17 protein-coding genes are annotated in these 18,129 nt (G+C 61.8%); 9 read left to right on the forward strand and 8 right to left on the reverse strand.

Features of this window, described 5'->3' with window-relative positions; translation table 11 throughout:
• Position 1: 1 nt before the first annotated feature.
• Positions 2–280, forward strand: a complete 279-nt coding sequence (locus AC2ISB_RS04265) for a hypothetical protein (RefSeq protein ID WP_339107064.1) — start codon at positions 2–4, stop codon at positions 278–280.
• Between the two features lie 170 nt (positions 281–450).
• Here AC2ISB_RS04265 and eda read toward each other — a convergent pair whose 3' ends face one another.
• Together eda and edd are read right to left on the reverse strand one after the other, a co-directional pair.
• Complete coding sequence (gene eda / locus AC2ISB_RS04270; RefSeq protein ID WP_339107065.1) at positions 451–1,092, reverse strand: bifunctional 4-hydroxy-2-oxoglutarate aldolase/2-dehydro-3-deoxy-phosphogluconate aldolase; 642 nt, start codon at positions 1,090–1,092, stop codon at positions 451–453.
• 21 nt (positions 1,093–1,113) lie between these two features.
• On the reverse strand, positions 1,114–2,934 hold the full coding sequence (gene edd / locus AC2ISB_RS04275; RefSeq protein WP_486576262.1) for a phosphogluconate dehydratase: 1,821 nt from the start codon (positions 2,932–2,934) through the stop codon (positions 1,114–1,116).
• A 230-nt stretch (positions 2,935–3,164) separates the two neighbouring features.
• Between edd and AC2ISB_RS04280 the strand changes: the two genes are divergently transcribed.
• The 3 genes from AC2ISB_RS04280 (at position 3,165) to AC2ISB_RS04290 (ending at position 6,375) form a co-directional block, all read left to right on the forward strand.
• The gene (locus tag AC2ISB_RS04280) at positions 3,165–4,358 is read left to right on the forward strand and encodes an RSP_2647 family RNA methyltransferase (RefSeq protein ID WP_486576264.1); all 1,194 of its coding nucleotides are present in this window, start codon (positions 3,165–3,167) and stop codon (positions 4,356–4,358) included.
• Complete coding sequence (locus tag AC2ISB_RS04285) at positions 4,358–4,906, forward strand: RSP_2648 family PIN domain-containing protein (protein ID WP_339107068.1); 549 nt, start codon at positions 4,358–4,360, stop codon at positions 4,904–4,906. Before AC2ISB_RS04280 ends, AC2ISB_RS04285 begins: the two co-directional genes overlap by 1 nt.
• 203 nt (positions 4,907–5,109) lie before the next feature.
• Positions 5,110–6,375 (forward strand): arabinose transporter, encoded by a 1,266-nt coding sequence (locus AC2ISB_RS04290; RefSeq protein WP_406736758.1) that lies wholly within the window; start codon positions 5,110–5,112, stop codon positions 6,373–6,375.
• A 424-nt stretch (positions 6,376–6,799) separates the two neighbouring features.
• On the opposite strand, the gene pgi is transcribed toward AC2ISB_RS04290, so the two are convergent.
• From pgi to AC2ISB_RS04315, 5 genes are all read right to left on the reverse strand, one after another.
• Positions 6,800–8,404, reverse strand: a complete 1,605-nt coding sequence (gene pgi, locus AC2ISB_RS04295; RefSeq protein ID WP_339107070.1) for a glucose-6-phosphate isomerase — start codon at positions 8,402–8,404, stop codon at positions 6,800–6,802.
• A gap of 47 nt (positions 8,405–8,451) precedes the next feature.
• Positions 8,452–9,123, reverse strand: a complete 672-nt coding sequence (gene pgl, locus AC2ISB_RS04300; protein WP_339109496.1) for a 6-phosphogluconolactonase — start codon at positions 9,121–9,123, stop codon at positions 8,452–8,454.
• Complete coding sequence (zwf, locus tag AC2ISB_RS04305) at positions 9,123–10,595, reverse strand: glucose-6-phosphate dehydrogenase (protein WP_339107071.1); 1,473 nt, start codon at positions 10,593–10,595, stop codon at positions 9,123–9,125. The genes pgl and zwf overlap by 1 nt, the downstream gene beginning before the upstream one ends.
• A gap of 128 nt (positions 10,596–10,723) precedes the next feature.
• Positions 10,724–11,197: a DUF2478 domain-containing protein gene (locus AC2ISB_RS04310; protein WP_339107072.1), complete on the reverse strand. Its 474-nt coding sequence runs from the start codon at positions 11,195–11,197 to the stop codon at positions 10,724–10,726.
• Positions 11,194–12,411, reverse strand: coding sequence for an MFS transporter (locus AC2ISB_RS04315; protein WP_406720609.1), 1,218 nt, complete (start codon positions 12,409–12,411; stop codon positions 11,194–11,196). Before AC2ISB_RS04315 ends, AC2ISB_RS04310 begins: the two co-directional genes overlap by 4 nt.
• Positions 12,412–12,492: 81 nt before the next feature.
• On the opposite strand from AC2ISB_RS04315, the gene AC2ISB_RS04320 reads away from it, so the two are divergent.
• The 4 genes from AC2ISB_RS04320 (at position 12,493) to AC2ISB_RS04335 (ending at position 15,457) form a co-directional block, all read left to right on the forward strand.
• Positions 12,493–13,125 (forward strand): DNA-3-methyladenine glycosylase family protein, encoded by a 633-nt coding sequence (locus AC2ISB_RS04320; protein ID WP_339109497.1) that lies wholly within the window; start codon positions 12,493–12,495, stop codon positions 13,123–13,125.
• Positions 13,122–13,784, forward strand: a complete 663-nt coding sequence (locus AC2ISB_RS04325) for an alpha/beta hydrolase (protein ID WP_486576274.1) — start codon at positions 13,122–13,124, stop codon at positions 13,782–13,784. The genes AC2ISB_RS04320 and AC2ISB_RS04325 overlap by 4 nt, the downstream gene beginning before the upstream one ends.
• A gap of 219 nt (positions 13,785–14,003) precedes the next feature.
• Positions 14,004–14,603, forward strand: a complete 600-nt coding sequence (locus AC2ISB_RS04330) for an HNH endonuclease (protein WP_339107075.1) — start codon at positions 14,004–14,006, stop codon at positions 14,601–14,603.
• 230 nt (positions 14,604–14,833) lie between these two features.
• Positions 14,834–15,457, forward strand: a complete 624-nt coding sequence (locus AC2ISB_RS04335) for a thermonuclease family protein (protein WP_486576276.1) — start codon at positions 14,834–14,836, stop codon at positions 15,455–15,457.
• Between the two features lie 335 nt (positions 15,458–15,792).
• Here AC2ISB_RS04335 and AC2ISB_RS04340 read toward each other — a convergent pair whose 3' ends face one another.
• The gene (locus AC2ISB_RS04340) at positions 15,793–16,641 is read right to left on the reverse strand and encodes a DUF1206 domain-containing protein (RefSeq protein WP_486576278.1); all 849 of its coding nucleotides are present in this window, start codon (positions 16,639–16,641) and stop codon (positions 15,793–15,795) included.
• A gap of 277 nt (positions 16,642–16,918) precedes the next feature.
• Between AC2ISB_RS04340 and adhP the strand changes: the two genes are divergently transcribed.
• A complete protein-coding gene (adhP, locus tag AC2ISB_RS04345) occupies positions 16,919–17,953 on the forward strand; it encodes an alcohol dehydrogenase AdhP (RefSeq protein WP_339107078.1) in 1,035 nt (344 codons plus the stop codon).
• Positions 17,954–18,129 lie beyond the last annotated feature (176 nt).

Consider the following 18,129-nt stretch of genomic DNA (forward strand, 5'->3'; position numbering starts at 1 on the left):
CATGTTGCCCTTACACCGTGCCGATCCGCGCGGCTATGTCCGCACGGCATTTGAAAGCGCGCTGATCGAGCCGGAAACCTGTCGATTTCTGATTCTGGAATGGGCGTTGAAGCTGCCACAGGATGTCCGCCCCGCCGAAGCGGCCCGCGTGCTTCTGGCAGAGTTTCACGCCCAGAGCACGCATCCGATGTATCAGCTTCTGGGAAAGGTTCTGGCCGATCCGGTTCCGGCGGCACAAAACACTCCGCAGGGTCGGGCGGGGCTGCATCAGGACCAGTAGTTTCGGGCCCGAAGAAACTGTGCCGAAATGGGACAGGCCATTTCGGCGCTTGGTTCCGTTTTAGCGCTTGGCTGTGTGGGGACGCGGTGAAGGGCCGCGGTCGCACATGAAAAGGCCGCGCAAGTTATGCGCGACCTTGCAAGGCTATCGGGGGATGTGTCGTTCCGCCGTCAGGCGGTAAGGGCTGCCGCCTCGCGGGCCAGCGTCTCGATAGCGGCCCAGTCGCCCGTTTGCACCAGCTTGTCAGGCGCGACCCACGACCCGCCACAGCAGACCACGTTTTTCAGCGACAGGTAGTCGCGGGCATTGCCCATGTTGATACCACCCGTGGGGCAGAAGCTCATCTGTGGCAAGGGCCCACCGAAGTTCTTCAGCGCGGGCGCGCCGCCATTGGTTTCTGCGGGGAAGAATTTGACCATGTCATAGCCAAGCTCTAGCAGCTTCATCACATCCGAAGGCGTTGCCGTGCCGGGCAGCAGCGGCAGCCCCTCGTCGGCGCAGGCCTTGATCAGATTGTCGGTAATGCCGGGGCTGACGCCGAATTTCGCGCCCGCTGCCTTGGCGGCTTTCACATCGGCGGGGGTCAGCAGGGTGCCAGCGCCCACAACGCCGCCTTCGACATCGGCCATCGCGCGGATCGCCTCAAGCGCGCACTCCGAACGCAGGGTGACTTCCAGCGCGGGCAGGCCGCCTTTCACAAGGGCCGTGGCCAGAGGCACCGCATGGGCGACCTCTTTGACCACGATCACCGGAACGATGGGGGCCAGTTCGCAAATCTTACGAGAGGCGGCGGATTGTTCTGCGGGGGTCATGTGAGACTCCTTTCGTGATGATCAGACGACAACGGCGGCGCCGCTGGTCGAGGGGCCGACCTGATTGCGGAAAGCCTCGAAAAGTTCGCGGCCCAGACCGACGTGATTGGCCGAAAGATCTTCGACGACCGGCTCACGCGTGTCCAGATCGGCCGAGAGGCAGGTCAATTCGCCCTTGGGCGCATCCAGCCGGACGATATCGCCATCGCGCAGTTTCGACAAAGGCCCGCCATTGGCCGCCTCGGGCGAGACGTGGATCGCCGCGGGCACCTTGCCAGAGGCACCCGACATCCGGCCATCGGTCACAAGCGCCACTTTCAGCCCGCGCTGTTGCAACACCGACAGAACCGGCGTCAGCGAGTGCAGTTCCGGCATGCCATTGGCCTTGGGGCCTTGGAAACGCACCACAACGATGGTGTCTTCGGTAAACTCGCCCTTGTTGAAGGCCTCTTTCACCTCGGCCTGATCCTTGAAGACCCGCGCCTTGGCCTCGACCACGCGGTGTTCCTCGGCCACGGCCGAGATCTTGATCACGCCACGGCCCAGATTGCCGTTCAGCTGCTTCAGCCCGCCCGTCTTGGCAAAGCCCGAAGAGGCGGGGCGCAGGATCTTGTCGTTCAGCGTCTCTGCCGCACCATCTTCCCAAGTCAGCTGACCGTCGATCAGCTTGGGCTCTTGCGCGTAACGCGCCATGCCGTCGCCTGCCACGGTTTTCGCATCGCCGTTCAGCAGGCCCTCTTTCAGAAGCTCGCGGATCATGAATTGCAGCCCGCCCGCCGCGTGGAAGTGGTTCACATCGGCCAGACCATTGGGATAGACCTTGGCCATCAGCGGCACCACATCCGAGATATCGTCAAAATCTTCCAGATCCAGCGCGATACCGGCAGCTTTCGCCATTGCCGGCAGGTGCAACACAAGGTTGGTCGAGCCACCCGTCGCCATCAGGCCGACAAGCCCGTTCACGAAGGCACGCTCGTCAAGGATCTCGCCTGCGGGGCGGTAGTCATTGCCCAAAGCGGTGATCTCGGCGGCACGTTTGGCGCCTGCAACCGTCAGCGCCTCGCGCAGGGGCGTATTGGGATTGACGAAGCTTGCGCCCGGCAGGTGCAGCCCCATGAATTCCATCAGCATCTGGTTGGTATTGGCGGTGCCATAGAAGGTACAGGTGCCCGGACCATGATAAGAGGCCATCTCGGCCTTCATCAACTCCTCACGGCCCACTTCGCCGGTGGCATAGAGGTTACGGATGCGCGATTTCTCGTCATTGGGCAGACCCGAGGTCATCGGACCCGCAGGCAGGAAGACCGCCGGAATATGGCCGAAGGTTGCAGCGGCCATGATGAGGCCCGGCACGATCTTGTCGCAGACCCCCAGATAGATCGCGGCGTCAAAGGTGTTATGCGACAGCGCGACAGCAGAGGCCAGCGCGATCACATCGCGGGAAAACAGCGACAGCTCCATCCCCGGCTGGCCTTGGGTCACCCCGTCACACATGGCGGGCACACCACCGGCCACCTGAGCCGTGGCACCGGCCTCGGCGGCGGCCTTCTTGATCAGTTGCGGGAAGGTCTCATAGGGCTGATGCGCCGAGAGCATATCGTTATAGGCGGTGACGATCCCGATATTGGGCGCACGCCCCCCCACAAGCGCGTCTTTCGCATCACCCATCGCGGCATAGGCATGGGCCTGATTGCCGCAGGTCAGATGGGCACGGGCGACACCTTTCGAGGCCGCCTCGTTGATACGGGCCAGATAGTCGTCGCGCATCGCCTTGGACCGCGTGCGAATCCTGTCGGTCACACGGGCAATCGTGGAATTGAGGGGGGTGGCTGTATCAGTCATGATGGGCTTTCCTGATCGTTTGACACGGGCCGCGGCTCTTGCGGGTAGGGACTCGGCATATGTGGTTGCGGCGACTTTACTCGGTTAGCGCTAACGGTGCAACCAATCGAACAATGTTTGATATTTGGCCCCTTGAGAGGGCTTGGCAAGACGCTCGGGGCGTTCTTGGCTTTGCAACGCTGCGGTATTGGGGATAGGAGAGGCCAAATGCCGTCCAAGGAGTCGTCCCCATGTCCACCGATCTGCCCGTCGTCCGTCTGCGTCCCAAGGGGGAGGCCCGCGCCATCCGTCACGGTTTTCCTTGGGTCTATGTGGACGAGCTGGTTCTGGACCGTCGCACCAAGGCGATTGCTCCGGGAACGATGGCGGTGCTGGAAGATGATGCGCGCCGCCCGCTGGCGCTGGTGACGGTGAACCCCAATTCCAAGATCATCTGCCGCGTGATGGACCGCAACGCCGAGGCGGTGATCGACCGTGCCTGGCTGGTGGAAAAGATCGCTCGGGCCGTGCAGATGCGTGACCGTCTGTTTGGCGCGCCTTTCTACCGTTTGATCCATGCCGAGGCAGACGGGCTTCCGGGGGTGATTATCGACCGTTTCGGGGATGTGGCGGTGATCCAGCCTAATGCCGCTTGGGCCGAAGCGATGATCGAGGATCTGTCGGGTGCTCTGGTCAAGGTGACGGGCGTGAAGACGGTCATCAAGAACGGCTCGGGGCGTGCGCGGACCTTGGAAGGGTTGTCCGAAGAGATGGTGACCCTACAGGGGGGCGTTGATGCGCCTGTTGCGGTGCAGATGAATGGCGCGACCTATATGGCCGATGTCATGGGTGGGCAGAAGACGGGCCTGTTCTATGACCAGCGCCCGAACCATGCCTTTGCGGCGGCGCTGTCGAAAGAGGCGCGTGTTCTTGATGTGTTCTCGCATGTGGGCGGCTTTGCCTTGGCGGCTTTGGCGGGTGGTGCGCGTTCGGCCCTGTCGGTGGACGGGTCGGCCTCGGCGCTGGATCTGGCCGAGCAGGGGGCCAAGGCGATGGGCATGGCAGAGAAGTTCTCGACCCGTAAGGGAGATGCTTTTGTCACGCTGGAGGCTTTGGCTGCGGAAGGGGCGGAATATGACGTGGTCATCTGTGATCCGCCCGCCTTCGCGCCCGCAAAACCCGCGCTTCAGGCCGGTCTGCGCGCCTATGAGCGTGTGGCACGTCTGGCAGCCCCTCTGGTGGCCAAGGGCGGCTATCTGGTGCTTTGTTCGTGCAGCCATGCGGCGGATCTGTCGAACTTCCGTGCGGCCTCGACGCGGGGCATCGGGAAGGCGGGGCGGTCGAGCCAGCTTTTGCATACCGGTTTCGCGGGGGCTGATCACCCGATGCTGCCGCAGCTGGCCGAAAGCGGCTACCTCAAGTCTCTCTTCTTCCGGCTTGACTGATGAAACTGGTTCTGGATGCCTGCGTTCTCTATCCCACGGTCCTGCGTGAGATCCTGATCGGTGTCGCGGCAAAGGGGCTTTACCAGCCCCTTTGGTCCGAGCGCCTGCTGGAGGAATGGGCGCGCGCCGCTGCCCGTCGTGGAGAGGCCGATGAGGTTATCGCCCGGGGCGAGGTTGCCATGTTGAAGGCCCGCTTCCCGCAGGCAATGATTGCCCGTCACGAGGGGTTGGAAAACCGCCTGCATCTACCGGATGAGAACGACATCCATGTTCTGGCCACGGCCATTGCCGGAAACGCAGATGCGATTGTGACGATGAATGCGGCAGATTTCCCGCGTGGGGTGCTGCAATCCGAAGGGCTGGATCGTCGTAGCCCTGATGACGTGCTTTGGGCTTTGTGGTCGGATCATCCTGACACCGTGGCCGAGGTGGTCGAGACCGTCCGTCAGGAAGCCGAGCGCCTGTCGGGCAAGCCCCAGCCCGTGCGTGCGCTTCTCAAACGTATCCGCCTATCGCGCCTTGGCCGTGCGCTTGAGGCGGCCTCCTGACCGGCGCCGCTTGCGCAAACAGGTTGACGGGGTAAATTTCGTAAGGTAGCTCATAAACGCCGGAGCGATCAATCTTGGTCGGACGTCTTCGGTCGTAAGCGTCTAACGTCAAGCAACGCACCTTCTTTCCGCTCGGTCGGGGAGGGTGTGTGCATGGCTTGCGCCGCTCTCCCGCCGATGTGACCAGACACCGGAGTGAGAACATGTCTGACAGACTTTCCGAAACCATTGCCGATCCGCCCCCGGGTCCGCCTGCCCACAACGGAGCATCCGAGGCCAAGCCCGTGGTCAGCGAGGCGCAGGGCCTGCGGCTGCTGCTGGCGTTGAGCGTGATCCTTTTTTTCGCCTATATCTGTGTGGCGATGGCGCTGCCTGTGGTCTCTGTGCATGTGGTAAAAGGGCTCGGGCTGAGCAATGGCTGGGGCGGACTTGCCGCCGGTATGGCCTTTGTCTCGACCATCTTCAGCCGCGCTTGGGCGGGTGGGGTATCGGACAGGCTCGGCCCTAAACCGGCAATGGCGCGCGGGCTGTGGTTCTATCTGATGGGCGCGGTGATCTGCATTCTCGCCGGTGTCTTGGGCGCGCAACCTTGGCTGGCGCTGGCTGTTCTGTTGTTGGGGCGGGCGATTGTCGGTGTCGGTGAAAGCTATGTGTCGGTCAGTATGGTGGCATGGGGCATCGGTCTGGCCGGACAGCACCGCGCCGGTCGGGTCATGGCGTTCATGGGGGCTGCGATGTATGGCGCGCTGGGGGCGGGGGCACCGCTGGGGCTGCTGCTTTACCATATCGGCGGGTTCAGTGCGGTCATGTCCTTCAGCGCCCTCTTGCCGCTGATCGGCCTTCTGGCGATTATCAAGATGCCCGGTGTCGCACCGCATGCTGCCACGATGCGGCGGTCCTTCCTCAGCATGATCGGCACGATCTGGAAACATGGCTTTGTCATTCTGGCACAGGGGATCGGCTTTGCCGCGATCGGGGCGTTCTTCTCGCTTTATTTCCTTGCGCAGGGCTGGCAGGGCGCTGGGCTTGGTCTGACCGCTTTCGGGGCGGGCTTCGTGCTGGTGCGGGTGCTGTTTGGCCATCTGCCCGACCGTATTGGCGGGCTGCCGGTGGCGATGGTCTCTCTCGGGGTCGAGGTTATCGGGCAGTTGCTGATCTGGGGCGGGGATATGTCCGGCCTTGCCTTGCTGGGGGCATTCATGACGGGGCTGGGATGTTCGATGATCTATCCGTCCATGGGGCGCGAGGTGGTGGCACTTGTCTCGCCACAGCAGCGCGGCATGGCCTTGGGCGGGTTCGCGGCCTTTCAGGACCTTGCCTATGGTCTGACGGGGCCTGTCGCAGGGATGCTGGCAGACCGTGCGGGCTACGGGCCGATCTTCCTGATTGGGGCGATTGCGGCGGCGTCGGGGCTGGGCATGGTGCTGTGGCTCCGGCGCGGGGCGCGGATTGCCGTGCACGGCACCTGACCGTCATCTCCATGCGCCCTGTGGCGAAGGACAACTGGCGATCCGGAGGGGGCGCTACAGGGGCCATGAGAGCCGCGTTGAAGACGCGCGGCATCAGGTCTTGGGGCGTCTCGGTTTTGCCCGATCGAATGGGATCATGTCGATGATCCATTCGATCGGGCAAAGACGCGGTCATAGGGCGGATTTGCTGTCGCTATAGGGGCGGCATCTCTTCGCCGGAATGTGCGACGTATGCTTCTGCAATATGCGGCATGTCATGAGACATGACGATACGGCGGTGTCGAGGCTTCTTGGTAGCGGCTACGTCGCCGTGTAGCATCCGCCCCCGACCGGTCCGACCTATGAAAACAGCCGCCGGTGCTCCGGCGGCTGTGTCATGTCTGCGAAAGGCGGGCCGATGGGGGCTTGGCACTCTGTCGCGCGTCTAGTCTTGTGCGTCGCGGATCATCTGCGCCAGCCGCAGGGTCGAACCGTCCTTGCCTGCTCCGTCAGCCTCGCCGGTCAGAACAGGTTGCAATGCCAGCGCGAGTTCCTTGCCCAGCTCGACCCCCCATTGGTCGAAGCTGTTGATGCCAAGGATCACGCCCTCGACAAAAACGCGATGTTCGTAAAGTGCCACGATGCCGCCGAAGACCTCGGGGGTCAGCATCGGGTAGATCAGCGTGGTCGAAGGGCGCGAGCCGGGGAAGACGCGATGTGCGGCCTGACGTTCCAGTTCTTCGCCCTCAAAGCCCTTGGCTTCCATCAGCTTGCGGGCCTCATCCATCGAACGGCCCCGCATCAGCGCCTCGGATTGCGCGAGGCAATTCGCCGCCAGCAGGATATGCTGATGCGCCAGATCGGGTTCATGGCCCTTTTCGGCGATCATGAATTCACAGGGAACGATCCGCGTGCCTTGGTGGATCAGCTGGTAGAAGGCGTGCTGGCCATTGGTGCCCGGCTCGCCCCAGACCACAGGGCCGGAATGATAGGGCAGCACCTCGCCATCCATCGATACACGCTTGCCGTTGCTTTCCATCTCAAGCTGCTGGAGATAGGCGGGCAGGCGCGAGAGGCGCTGGTCATAGGGCAGCACGGCACGGGTTGCGAAATCGCAGAACTGGTTGTGCCACATGCCGACAAGCGCCAGCAGGACAGGCAGGTTTTCCTCGAAACCGGCCTCGCAGAAATGCTGGTCCATCGCGGCCGCACCGGCGAGGAAATCGCGGAAATGTTTCGGCCCGATGGCGATCATCAGCGACAGCCCGATCGGCCCCCACATCGAATAGCGCCCGCCGACCCAGTCGGCAAAGCCGAAGACGCGTTCGGGAGAAATGCCGAAGGCCGCCGTCTTTTCTGCCGAGGTCGAAAGCGCGACGAACTGTTCGGCAGGGTCTTCGATGTCTTTCGCCATCCATGCCTTTGCGGTTTCCGCATTGGTCATGGTCTCGATGGTGGTGAAGGTTTTCGATGCGACGATCACCAGCGTGGTTTCGGGGTCGAGATCCTTCAGCGTATCGTGGATATGCGCGCCATCGACATTGGATACGAAATGGCAGCGCGGCCCGTCATGATAGGGGGCCAGCGCCAGACAGGCCATCGCCGGACCCAGATCCGAGCCGCCAATGCCGATATTGACGACATCGGTGATGCGGCCCCCATGACCGTGGAATTTGCCCGAACGCACATCATCGGCAAAACGGACCATGCGGTCATAGGTCTCGCGGACCTCGCCCATGATGTTCTCGCCATCGACCTCGACATCGTTTTCCAGCCGTCGCAATGCGGTGTGCAGCACGGCGCGGCCTTCGGTGTCGTTGATTTTCTCGCCCGAGAACATGGCGTTGCGTTTTTCGGCCAGACCCGACTGCTCGGCCAGCTGGACCAGAAGATGGCGGGTAGAGGTGTCGATATTGGTCTTCGAATAGTCGAACAGGAAGGGGCCAAAGGATGCGCTAAACTTCTCGGCACGGCTGTCGTTGAACAGGTCGAGAATGCGGCGCTCACGCACGTCGGATGCGTGGCTGCGTAGCGTTTGCCAGATGCTCATGGAAATTCCTTATGTGTGACCCTGTGTCGGTGTATCTGAGCGCGAGCTTACGCCGCCCAATGCACGGTTGCGTTGTGCAGAATACACTTGATCGGGGCTTGTTCAACGGGCAGATTCTGCGCCGCCTCTATCGCGCGCTTCTTTTCTTCGCCGGTGATCAACACATGGGTGTGCATCGCATTCTTGAGCACACGCGCGGTCATGGTGATCCGCGGCTCGCCTGCGGCTTCGGCGCGCAGGGCCATCAGTTCGGGCGCGTCATCCGAGAGCGCCTCTTGCAGGCGGTCCGCTCCGGGAAAGAGCGAGGCCGTATGCATATCGGCCCCCATTCCCAGCAGCAGCACCGAGATCGGTAGATTGGGGCGCAGGTTTTCCGACAGCGCATCCAGCCGCTCTTCGGGGACGGGGGCATTGACATAAAGCGGCAGGAGGCGGGCCTTGATGGCCTTGTTTTTCAATAGCCGCTCCGAGAGCAGGGCAGTGTTCGAGCGCGGGCTCGACAGCGGCACCCAGCGTTCGTCATTCAGCACAACGGCCACATGTTCCCAATCCAGATCGATATCGCTGAGAATGTCGAAGACGGGGCCGGGCGTTGTGCCGCCGGGCACCGAAAGCGTCGCACGGCCCTCGCGGTCGAGAATGGCCCGTAATTGGCTGGCGATCTTGTCGGCCAGCGAGACCATCAGCAATTCGCGGTCGGGATAGGTTTTGAAATCCATCATTTGATATGTCTCCAGCGCCGCCCGTCACGATGCATCAGCATAAGCGCATCATCGGGGCCGGTCGTTCCGCTATCATAGGGGCGGGGCGTATCCCCGCGCTCTTCCCAGCCTTGGATGATCGGATCGGTCCAGGCCCAGGCCGCTTCAACCTCGTCGCCGCGCATGAACAGCGTCTGGTTGCCACGGATCACATCCATGATCAGCCGCTCGTAGGCATCGGGCATATCCGCGCCTTCCTCGCCAAGCGCCTGCGCAAAGGACATATCCAGCGGCACCTGTTTCAGGCGCATGCCGCCCGGACCGGGTTCCTTGATCATCATCTTGAGGTTCATGCCCTCGTTAGGTTGCAGGCGTATGACAAGCTGGTTGGGCTGCCACGAGCCTTCCGCCTCATCAAAGATCGAATGCGGCGGTTCCTTGAAGGTGATCGCGATCTCGGAGGTGCGCGCACGCAGACGTTTGCCGGTGCGCAGGTAGAAGGGCGTGTTCTTCCAGCGCCAGTTTGCGATATGCACCTTCATCGCGATATAGGATTCGGTCTTGGAATGCGGGTCTTCGCAATCTTCAAGATAGCCGGGCATCGGGGTGTCCTGATCTTCGCGATGCCAGCCCAGATATTGCCCGCGCACGATATCCTGCGGCGGCACCGGTTGCAGCGCGCGGATCACCTTCAGCTTTTCGTCGCGCACGGCATCGGGGTCGAAGTGATAGGGCGGCTCCATCGCGATCATGCACAGAAGTTGCATCAGGTGGTTCTGCACCATATCGCGCATCGCCCCCGATTTGTCGTAATAGCTGCCGCGGCCCCCCACGCCCACGGTTTCGGCCACGGTGATCTGCACATGGTCGATATATTGCGAATTCCAGATCGGCTCGAAGAGGATATTGGCAAAGCGCACGGCCATCAGGTTCTGCACCGTTTCTTTGCCCAGATAGTGGTCGATACGGTAGATCTGATGTTCTTCGAAATGCTCGGCGAGCGATTTGTTCAGCGCCCTTGCCGAGGCGAGATCGCGGCCAAAGGGCTTTTCCACCACAATGCGCGCGTCGTCACCGGCAATGCCATAGGCTTTGAGGCGCTCTGCCAGATCCCCGAAAAGTGCGGGCGCGACCGAGAAGTAGAACGCATTGATCACCTCGGGGCGGATCAGGGCCTTGAGTTCGGGCCAGCCCGCCTCGCCACGCGCATCGATCGGGACATAGTGCAGGCGGCTGATAAAGGCGTCAATCTGCGCGCTATCCTGTTTGGAGGGCGACACGAATTCCTTGATGGCCGCACGGATCTGGGCCTGAAATTCCTCGCGGCTCTGTTCGGTGCGCGCCGCGCCGATCAGGCGGGCGTCATCGGGCATCTGGCCCGCGAGAAAACGGCGGAACAGGCCCGGAAAGATCTTGCGATTGGCAAGGTCGCCAGTGGCACCGAAAATTACCAGATCGAATGCGTCCACCGGGATGATGCGCGAAACCATGGGGTCCTCCGTAATACACCGTCGCTTGAGCTGTGATAGCGCTAACGGGGCGCAATTGGCCACAACGGCACGGGAAAGTCTAGTGCTCTAAGAGAGCAGGCGCAAATTCTGCGGGCAAGAATCTTCTCTTAGCCACGCAAAAAATCGATAAGGCCTTGGATATCATGGTCCAATTTCTCCGCAAGCGGCCCCGCAAATGCGTGAAATGCGGCTTCGGTCTGGGTCGGGACGCCGAGGATGATCGGATGTCCCGCCTCGAGGGCCTGCGCGATCAGCGGTCGCAGGCCGTGGCCCTCGGCCTCCTGCCGTCCGAATTTGTTCAAGATCACCGGCACGTTGCAGGGCAGGCGGGCAAGGTCTTGCGACAGGCGGAACACGGCGCCCTCCAGCGCGGTGCTGTCCAATGTGCAGGCCGCCGCCCCGCGGCCCAGATCCTGCCGGATCGGCCAGCGCAGATCGGCGGGCCACAGGTGCAGCAACAGATTGTCCTGCGGGTCAGGGCTGACAAGCGCGGCCACATCCGGTCGCAGCCTCAGGGCCAGTTCGGTCAGAAGGCGGTCGGTCATGCCCCGCTTGGCGGACTGGACATATCCCAGCCTCATCGGCCGTCTTTCGGGCGCAGCGCCAGCCAGATCAGCGCACCACCTGCCAGTGTGACAAAGGGCACCATCGCCAGATTGACCGCCTGCCATCCGGCCTGCGCATCGCCTCCCTCAAGGCAGTTCATCAATCCGCCCGAGCTGAGTGAGGCCAGAAAGACGCCGCCGAAGACGATGAAATCATTCACCCCCTGCACGGTGGCGCGTTCCTCGGGGGCGTAGCTTTGCGCCAGCATGGCCGTGCCGCCGATAAAGCCGAAATTCCAGCCGAGCCCCAGCAGCACCAAGGCACCGAAGAAATGCATCAGCTCCACCCCGCTAAGCGCCACAGCTCCGGCGCAGATCAGGATGAAAAGCCCAAGCCCCACGATCACCCGCGCGCCGAAGCGTGCGATCAGATGGCCGGTGAAGAAGGACGGGATATACATCGCCAGCACATGCGCCGAGACGATATCGGCGGCATTATTGGGGGTGAAGCCGCAGCCCACCACCGCCAGCGGCGAGGAGGTCATCACAAGGTTCATCAGCGCATAGGAGACCATCGCGCAGATGATCGAGACGGTGATCACAGGGTCGCGCAGCAGCTCCATTTTGCTGCGGCCTCTGGGGGCGCGGGCCTGCGCGTGGTGGTCGGGACGCGGAATGTCGAGAAAGCTGAAGAGCAACGGTCCCAGAAGGTTGAGCACGATGATCACCAGATAGGTCGCCATGAAGGGCACGACGGTGGCATCCGATGTCAGCTTGACCAGTTGCGGTCCCAGAAGGGCGGCCACCAGCCCGCCTGCCATGACATAGCTGATGGCTTTGGGGGCGAATTCGGGCGCGGCGGTATCGGTTGCGGCAAAGCGGTAGAACCCCTGCGAGGACATATAGACGCCGGTGAATAGCGCGCCAAAGGTAAATAGCGGGAAGCTGCCCCAGTAAAGCCCGCCTGCGCAGATGGCCGCCCCCAGAGCGCCCGCAAGATTGGCAAGGATGAAGCCCCGTCTGCGTCCGTGCCGCCCCATGAAACGCGACAGCGGCTGTGCCGTCAGCACCGAGCCCAGAATGATGAACGACAGGGGCAGGGTGGCCAGACAGGCATTGGGGGAGAGCATCTGTCCCGCCAGGCCTCCGATGGTGAAGATCATTGGCATCTGTGCCCCGAGGATCGCTTGGGCAAGGACCAGAACCAGAGTATTGCGCCGGTCGCGCGGGAGGAAAAGAGAGCTGTTCATAACCCTATGCGTAAGGCGGGTTTTCGCGGCTGGCAAGCGGCCATTCTTGCGCAGCGCCCCGCTTTGCGCCAAGCTGCCGCGATGCATATGAGGATCATCGAGACCGAGGAGGATATTGCCGAAGGGGCCGCCTGTCTGGCGCGTCTCGAGCCGCGCTTTGGCGATGTTCTGGCGCAGACCGGCCCTTGGCCCTTGCGCCGCCGTGCCGACGGCTTCGGGGCGCTGCGTGATGCCATTCTGGGGCAGCAGGTCTCGGTTGCGTCGGCCAATGCGATCCGTCTGCGTCTGGAGGCGGCGGGGCTCGGGGGACGCCGCGCCTTGGCCATAGCCGCCCCCGAGGATCTGCGCGCCTGCGGGTTCTCGCGGCAGAAAATTCGTTATATACAGGCGCTGGCGCAGTCGGATATCGACTTCACCCGACTGCGGTCCTGTTCCGATGCCGCGATCTTCGATCAGTTGCTACCGCTTCCGGGGATCGGGCGCTGGACAGTGGAGATGTATCTGATGTTCGCGCTTGGCCGCGCCGATATCTTCGCCGCCGATGATCTGGCACTGGCGGAGGCCGCCCGAATGCTGTTTGATCTGCCCGAGCGCCCGAAGCCGCGCGCTTTCCGCGAGATGGCGGCCGCTTGGGCGCCGTGGCGGTCTGTCGCGGCGCGCGGGCTCTGGGCCTATTATGCCTATAGCAAGAAACGGGAAGGGGTGTCGCCATGACGCGTGTATTGAAAGCTGGCCGCAAGGGGCCGAAATCGGGGCAGGTGAAGTCATTGGTCGTGCTGCTGCACGGCTATGGTGCGGACGGCGCCGATCTTCTGGGGCTGGCCGATCCGCTGGGCGATCACCTGCCGGACACGCTTTTCATCGCGCCCGATGCCCCCGAAACCTGTGCCGCCTCGCCCTTTGGCCGCCAGTGGTTTCCGATCCCGCGCTTTGACGGATCGACCGAGGCGCAGGCCAGCGCCGGTCTGGAGGCTGCGGCCCAAGACCTGAACGCCTTTCTCGACGGTATTCTGGAGGAAACCGGTCTGCCGGCCAGTGCGATGGCCGTGATCGGGTTCAGTCAGGGCACGATGATGACCCTACAGGTGACCCCGCGCCGCGCCGCGCCTGTCGCGGCGGTCGTCGGCTTCTCGGGCAGGCTCTTGCGGCCCGAACTTCTGGCCGCCGATGTCGTCTCGCGACCGCCGGTCCTGCTGTGTCATGGTGATGCCGACGAGGTCGTGCCCTTCGCCTCTATGGCCGAGGCGGGGCAGGCGTTGATCGACGCAGGCTTTGAGGTCTATGCCCATGTCGAAAAAGGCACAGGGCATGGAATCGCGCCAGACGGGCTTTCGGCGGCGTTGGGCTTTCTCAAGGCGCATTTGCCGAAATAACGGGCAGAGAGACCGCTGTCACAGCAATGTCGCGCAATATTGCTAAGCCTGATCCCGCAAGCCGCGCTTTCCCGCCCCCCGTGGGAAAGCGCCCAGATCAAGAGGCTTGCCAGATGGCTGACGCCATATATAGTTGATTTATCGGCTGGGGCGTTCCCCGCGCCCCGGACATGATCCCGCCTTCGGGGCATGTTCCGCCGCGCGAACAGGGAGTGCACAATGCTGGACCACGCAGACAGGACGGATTTCAGGCACCATTTCACCCGCGAGGCGGCATCGCTGCGGCGTCATCCGGCGCTGGTGCTCAACGCGGATTTCCGGCCTCTGAGCTATTATCCGTTATCGCTCTGGCCGTGGCAGGAAGCCATCAAGGCGGTGTGTCTGGATCGGGTGACGATACTGGCCGAATATGAAGAGGTGGTGCGAAGTCAGCGGACCGAGATACGTCTTCCCTCTGTTGTGGTGTTGAAAGAGTTCGTTCAACCGAGAAAGCGCGTGGCCTTCACGCGCTTTAATCTTTTTCTAAGGGATGAGTTCGAATGCCAGTATTGCGGCTGCAAGGATCATCTGACCTTCGATCACGTCATTCCGCGTTCGCGTGGCGGGGTGACAAGCTGGGAGAATGTGGTGGCGGCCTGTTCGCCCTGCAATCTGAAAAAGGCCAACAAGCCGCTCTCGCGCTGCGGGTTGAAACTGCGCCGGATGCCGAAACGCCCGAGCTCCGAAGACATGCTGCGCATCGGTCGCCGCTTCCCGCCGGGGCATCTGCATAAAAGCTGGATGGATTTTCTCTATTGGGATGCGGAGCTTGAGGAATGATCGGCATATAACGCTTGACGCGGTCATATGGCGTCCGCGCGGTGCGGGGGGCTGCCAGTGTTTGGGTTCCGGCACTGCGCATATCGCCTGATAACGCGCTAACCGTTGCAGGGTAATTGGAATGTCGGCAGGAATATCGAAGATAATTTATCGAGAGATTTACTGATCTTGTCCTTTGTTTTCAATGTAATCCGCTTGCCCGGAAAGCGGGCCGTTCTTACAATCCTGCTATGTGGAAAATTCTTTTAAAAGCTCTTTTTAAGTCGACCCATCGACCCAAGCCTCGGGTATATAGAAAACCTGTCGAGGAAACGCGTGTCCGTCAGACGGCTCTTGAAGAGACCCCGCCTTCTGCTCAGCCTCATATGTCACAATCCGATGCGGTAGAGCAGGGGGAGACATTTGATGACGCACATGCGCGTCCGGTTGCGCCGCCGCGGGTGCTGGAGGGGCCAGCCTATGTGACGGATGGTGACACGATAACCATACGAAAGACCCAAATCCGCCTCTTTGGAATAGACGCACCGGAACTCCATCATCCCTTTGGTAAGAAAGCCAAATGGGCCATGATACGTCTGTGTAAAGGCCAGATTATACGTGCTGAGATGACGGAGGAAGACGTCTATGGCCGCGCGGTTGCAACGTGCTTTCTGCCCGATGGTCGTGATCTTTCTGCGGAGCTGGTGAAGCAAGGACTCGCTATCGACTGGCCAAAGTTTTCGGGCGGAAAATACAGTGATCTTGAGGTTGAAGGTGTCCGTAAGAAGCTTTGGCTTGCCGAGGCACGGCAAAAAGGCCGTATGAGTGTGTGGGAAAAGTTTGACGCGTTAAAAGAGGCGGAACGCAGACCCTAGTGGCAAGACGTCCGAGATGTTGGCAGGGGGCTGCGATAGGGTGCGATCTCTACCCAAGCTTGCTGCGAATGCGAGTGGTGTCGCCGTGAACGCTGGATGATCCGGTCTGGTTGGGCTTGAACGGAGCCGCCTTGTGCAGGCCGTGCCCGTGACGCGGATAGATCGGCATGGCTCCCCTTCGCCGAAAAGCCGAAGCAGGATTGCCTGAAATGTCCCGATCGTAAAATAAAGGTACTTTGTGACGGGGCCTGACAGCAAACCGGTCAGGCATGGTTGGGGGCTAGGGCGCGCGTTGCCCCATGCTGGGCAGTCACGATAAGGCAAAGGCCGCAGGGTCAGTCCCCGGCGGCCTTTGCCTTCAGCTTGCGGGCCAGCGTCTCGACATCCGTTTCTGTCGCGCGGGGCACGATGCGGTAGAGCGCGTTTACGAAACAGAAGAGGGCAAAGCCCAAAAGTCCTGCACTGACCGCGCCGCAGATCATGCGGCCATAGGGGTGGGCCCTCATCCATTCGAAGGCCCGATCCATCCCGCCTGCGGCCTCCGGCGCATAGGCATAGGCCGCATAGACAATCAACCCGCCCGCGACGCTAAGAATGGCCGCCTGTGCCAGCAGGCCGAGTTGCAGGATTACATTGGCTTTCTCGGTTACCGCATTCGCCCGCAGACGCTGGCGGTAGCTGGCTTTTGCGCCTTTCGTGACGTAATAGCCCCCCGCGCCGATGACAGCAAAGCCGACCGCTCCGACGGCAAGACGGCCAAAAGGCAGCTGCATCACCTGCGTTACCAGCTGTGCAGAGCCGTCGCTTTGCAGCCGTGCCATCAGGGCGGTCACGGCAACACCGCCCAGCCCGAGATGGATCACGCCGCTGATTGCCAGTCCACACCGCGCCGCCAGACCTTTGACCTCAGCGCCATAGGCTTCCAGATCCCAGATCGCATCGGTGACCCGCCATACGGCATAGGCCAGCATCCCGAGCGCAATCAGGATCAGGACAACACTGCCGCCTGTGCCTTTCAGATGGCGCAACGCCTCCTGCGTGCCTTCGGCCTCGCCCCCTTGCAAAAGCGACCAGATCGACGTCACCCCGACAGCCAGATATACAAGCCCGCGCCCTGCATAGCCTGCGCGCATCACGGGGACGGCCCATGCGAAGTCGTCAGGATTGTGAGTGCTTCCAGCCATTTCGCCGCCTTTTTTACCTATGGATCGTCACGGTTCTACAATGCGTCCGCGCCGGAAGAGGTTCCCGGTTGCCTGTCGGGACGGGACAGGGCGCGCGGAATGCGGGCGGTGCGGGAAAAATGGCACGCATCAAAGCTGTTAATATTCTGTGTGAAGCTGTCTCAATATCGAAACAGCGTGCCGCAGTAAAAGCACCGAACGGGGCTGACATTATGCCTACTTACGACACATCTTTCCTTACCCGGTCGGAGGAACCGGGACTATCGGAGGAAATATTTTGGCTAAAACAATGAAAGCCGCCGTCGTTCGTAAATTCGGCGCACCGCTGACCATTGATGAAGTGCCGGTGCCGGAGGTTTCGGATGGCATGATTCAGGTCGCGATCCAGGCATCGGGTGTGTGTCACACCGACCTGCACGCAGCCGAGGGCGACTGGCCGGTCAAACCCGAGCCGCCGTTCATTCCGGGCCATGAAGGTGTGGGCTATGTGTCGGCGGTCGGCAAGGGCGTGAAGCATGTCAAGGAAGGCGACCGTGTGGGCGTTCCGTGGCTTTACACCGCATGCGGCTGCTGCCGTCACTGCCTTGGTGGCTGGGAAACCCTGTGCGAGAGCCAGCAGAATACCGGCTATTCGGTCAATGGTGGCTTCGCGGATTATGTGATCGCGGATCCCAACTATATCGGCCACCTTCCCGCAGGCAGCGACTTCGCCGAAATCGCGCCCGTCCTGTGTGCCGGTGTGACCGTCTACAAAGGTCTGAAAATGACCGAAACCAAGCCGGGCGATACTGTTGCCATTTCCGGTATCGGTGGTCTGGGTCACATGGCGGTTCAATACGCTGTGGCGATGGGGCTGAATGTCGTGGCCGTCGATATCGATGATGCCAAGCTCGATCTGGCGCGCCGTCTTGGTGCGAAACTGACCGTGAACGCCCGCGATATTCAGGATCCGGCAGCCTACGTAAAGAAAGAAACCGATGGCGGCGTCAATGGTGTTCTGGTGACTGCGGTCAGCGAGAAAGCCTTCGAGCAGGCTGTTGGCATGGTTGGCCGCGGTGGCACCGTGTCGCTGAACGGCCTGCCTCCGGGGGATTTCCCGCTCAACATCTTCGGTATGGTGCTGAACGGTGTGACGGTGCGCGGCTCGATCGTGGGCAGCCGTCTGGATCTGCAGGAGTCGCTTGATTTCGCTGCTGCAGGCCGTGTCAAGGCGACCATCTCCAAAGCGCCGCTCGAGCAGATCAACGATGTGTTCGACCGTATGCGCAAGGGGCAGATCGAAGGCCGCATGGTGCTGGATCTCGCAAGCTAATCTAGCTGCTCTGGAAAGCGAACTAGCGCGCCAGCGATACCCCGCTGGCGCGTTTCCTTTTGGCGGTCGTGTCCTTGGCTGTGCAGGGCTTTGCCGGCGGTCGCTATTGTCGCATGGCGTCACGCGCAACACAATCATGCGCTATGCCCGATCTGATGTATTCGAGAAGCGGCGTA

It is taken from the genome of Thioclava sp. NS-SX20 (genome assembly GCF_057380695.1).